We start from the raw sequence: 2425 nt of genomic DNA, 5'->3' as shown, positions 1-2425 counted from the left end.
GAACATGCGCCCGGCCGTCATGTTGTAGTCGTAGACGTCTTTGACGGCGGCGGTATCGCCTTCAATCGAGACCGACTGCACCTTGCGGCTCTTSTATTTGGCGGTGACGTTGCCTTCGTTGAACTGGAAGTTGGTATAGCGCAGGCCCGGCGAAACGGCGGCGACGTGCGGCAGATCCTTCATTGCCATGGCGTCTTCGTAGGTCAGCTGCTTGCGCGTCAGCATCTCAGTCGAGGGCCGGCCGAAGCCGAACTCGAAACGAAAGACCCACAGCACATTGGTGCCAAAGCTGGCGACCGCGTCCGAGACCTGGCCGTTGAGGCCATTGATCACAGACGAGATCAGAATCACAGTGGAGACACCGATGACGATGCCAAGAATGGTGAGRCCGCTGCGCAGCTTGTTGGCGCGCAGCGTGTCCAGCGCCATAGTAACGGTCTCTTTGAAGTCGCCAAGGTTCATTTAGAGCTCCGACCGCAGCGCAACGATGGGATCAAGCATGGCTGCCTTTCTTGCGGGATAGACGCCGAAGAACAGACCGACGGCGGTGGCGACAAACAGGCCGGCGAAGATACTCCAGACGGCGAGCGATGAAGGGAAACCGAGGGCCGCGGTGACGCCCTGCGCGACACCGATGCCTCCGATGACGCCAAAGACACCGCCGACCAGCGAGAGTGTCGCGCTCTCGATCAGGAACTGCAGCATCACGTCGTTCCGCTTGGCTCCAAGCGCCTTGCGGACCCCAATCTCGCGCGTGCGTTCGGTAACCGAGACCAGCATGATGTTCATGATGACGATGCCGCCGACCACCAGCGAGACACCGGCAATGGCGACGGCCACGGCTTCAAAGCCGCCGGCGATCTGGTTCCACAGGCCAACGAAGCTGTCGTTGGTGTCGAGGTTGAAGTCATCCTCCTGGCCCGGGCGGTTGTGGCGCTCGCTGCGCATCAACGTGCGGACCTCTTCCACGGCGGCGTTCAGCGGCTCGCCCGTGGATCCGGCCTTCGCGTAGATGGTGACGGTCTTCGCGGTACCGTAGCTGCGCTGGTAGGCGGTGATGGGGATAGCGACCCAGTTGTCCTGACTGGCCCCGAAGCTCTTGCCCTGCTTCTCGCCAACACCGATCACCGTGTATGGAACCCCATCGACGCGAATCTCCTGCCCGAGCGGGTCATTGCCGCCGAGGACGTTGTCCTGAATGTCGGTCCCAATGATGGCGACGTGCGAGTTGTGCTCCTCCTCCGTCGGTGTAAAGCTGCGCCCCGACACAATGTTGAGGTTGTACATAGGCGGCATGGAGGCGGTCCATCCGCGGATGTCGGTATCAGTGGTGGAGTGTGTGCCGGAGACGACCTTGCCGGTCGCGCTCTGGAGTGCGCCCACGGCCTGGCAGCGATGGCAGTGCTCCATGACGAACTGGTAGTCCTCCAGGCGGATGATCTTCCGCTTCTGGAACTTCGAGTACTCGTCGTACGAGGAGATGACGCGCGGCTGCTTGCTCACGGTAAAGACGTCGGCGCCGTAGCGGTAGATCTTTTCGGCGACGTAGACGTTGGCGCCGTTGACCAGGGTGACGACAGCAATCACCGAGCCCACACCGATAACCACGCCGAGCAGCGTGAGTATGGAACGGAGCTTATTGGCCCACAGCGATTGCAGGGCGATCTTGATGGCTTCGCGGAATTCCATGGGTGGGTGATCTTTGTTCGATAAGGGTACGTCAGAAACACGGCAGAAGTTTCGTTGGATTGCTCTCCCGGTGGGTATATTCCAGAGCTTCCTCATTCCAGGGGCGTTTTTCGCGATGAAAACGGGAAAACGCTCTAGAATGAAGGGAGCAGATGGGGCCGGATGGTCGCTGCCGGCTTCGGCTGGGAGAGGAAAGTCCGAACTCCGCAGGGCAGTGTGCCGGATAACGTCCGGGACTGCATCGTCAAGGGTGCAGGACGGCTAGTGCCACAGAGAAGATACCGCCCCGGGTAACCGGGGTAAGGGTGAAAAGGTGCGGTAAGAGCGCACCGCGCAGTCAGTAATGGCTGTGGCAGGGTAAACCCCACACGGAGCAAGACCAAATAGGCGGGGAGATGGCTCAAGACCCAAATGGGGCCATCGCGTGCCGGCCCGGCACGTTAAGGTGGGTTCCCGATGCGGTTCGCCGCAAAGGGCCGAAACTCGCGGGTAGGTTGCTGTTGAGTGTCCGCAGTAATGCGGCGCCTAGAGGAATGACCGTCTAGAACAGAATTCGGCTTACGGGCCTTGTCTGCAAAACACGGCCCCGGGACATGGATGTGTTCCGGGGCCGCCATCTTTTGAGTTGAAAGTTCCAGGTTGAAAGTTGAAGACGTACGACGGTGGAGGCCTGGGTGTGCCGACACATTCAGACAAGCCATACACCGGGTGCCCCAGGTCCCCATAGGGACATGGG

At 60.5% G+C, this 2425-nt stretch carries 2 protein-coding genes and 1 other RNA gene; 1 reads left to right on the top strand and 2 read right to left on the bottom strand.

The window, feature by feature from the left end; all coding sequences use genetic code 11:
* Positions 1–462 (bottom strand): ABC transporter permease (locus AB4043_RS22515; protein WP_442308155.1); only part of this gene is annotated, 462 nt, incomplete at its 3' end.
* On the bottom strand, positions 463–1689 hold the full coding sequence (locus AB4043_RS22510; protein WP_442303079.1) for an ABC transporter permease: 1227 nt from the start codon (positions 1687–1689) through the stop codon (positions 463–465).
* A 150-nt stretch (positions 1690–1839) separates the two neighbouring features.
* Between AB4043_RS22510 and rnpB the strand changes: the two genes are divergently transcribed.
* Positions 1840–2266: RNase P RNA component class A (gene rnpB / locus AB4043_RS22505), an RNA gene on the top strand.
* The last annotated feature ends 159 nt before the right edge of the window (positions 2267–2425 follow it).

Source organism: Terriglobus sp. YAF25, from assembly GCF_052113305.1.
Lineage (GTDB): Bacteria > Acidobacteriota > Terriglobia > Terriglobales > Acidobacteriaceae > Terriglobus.
The sequence above is the reverse complement of the archived record's forward strand: the minus strand, read 5'-3'. Positions and strand labels throughout refer to the sequence as shown.

Coding starts and splice junctions, on each gene's coding strand:
- AB4043_RS22510 (WP_442303079.1), bottom strand. CDS start 1,689: ATGGAATTCCGCGAAGCCATCAAGATCGCCCTGCAATCGCTGTGGGCC.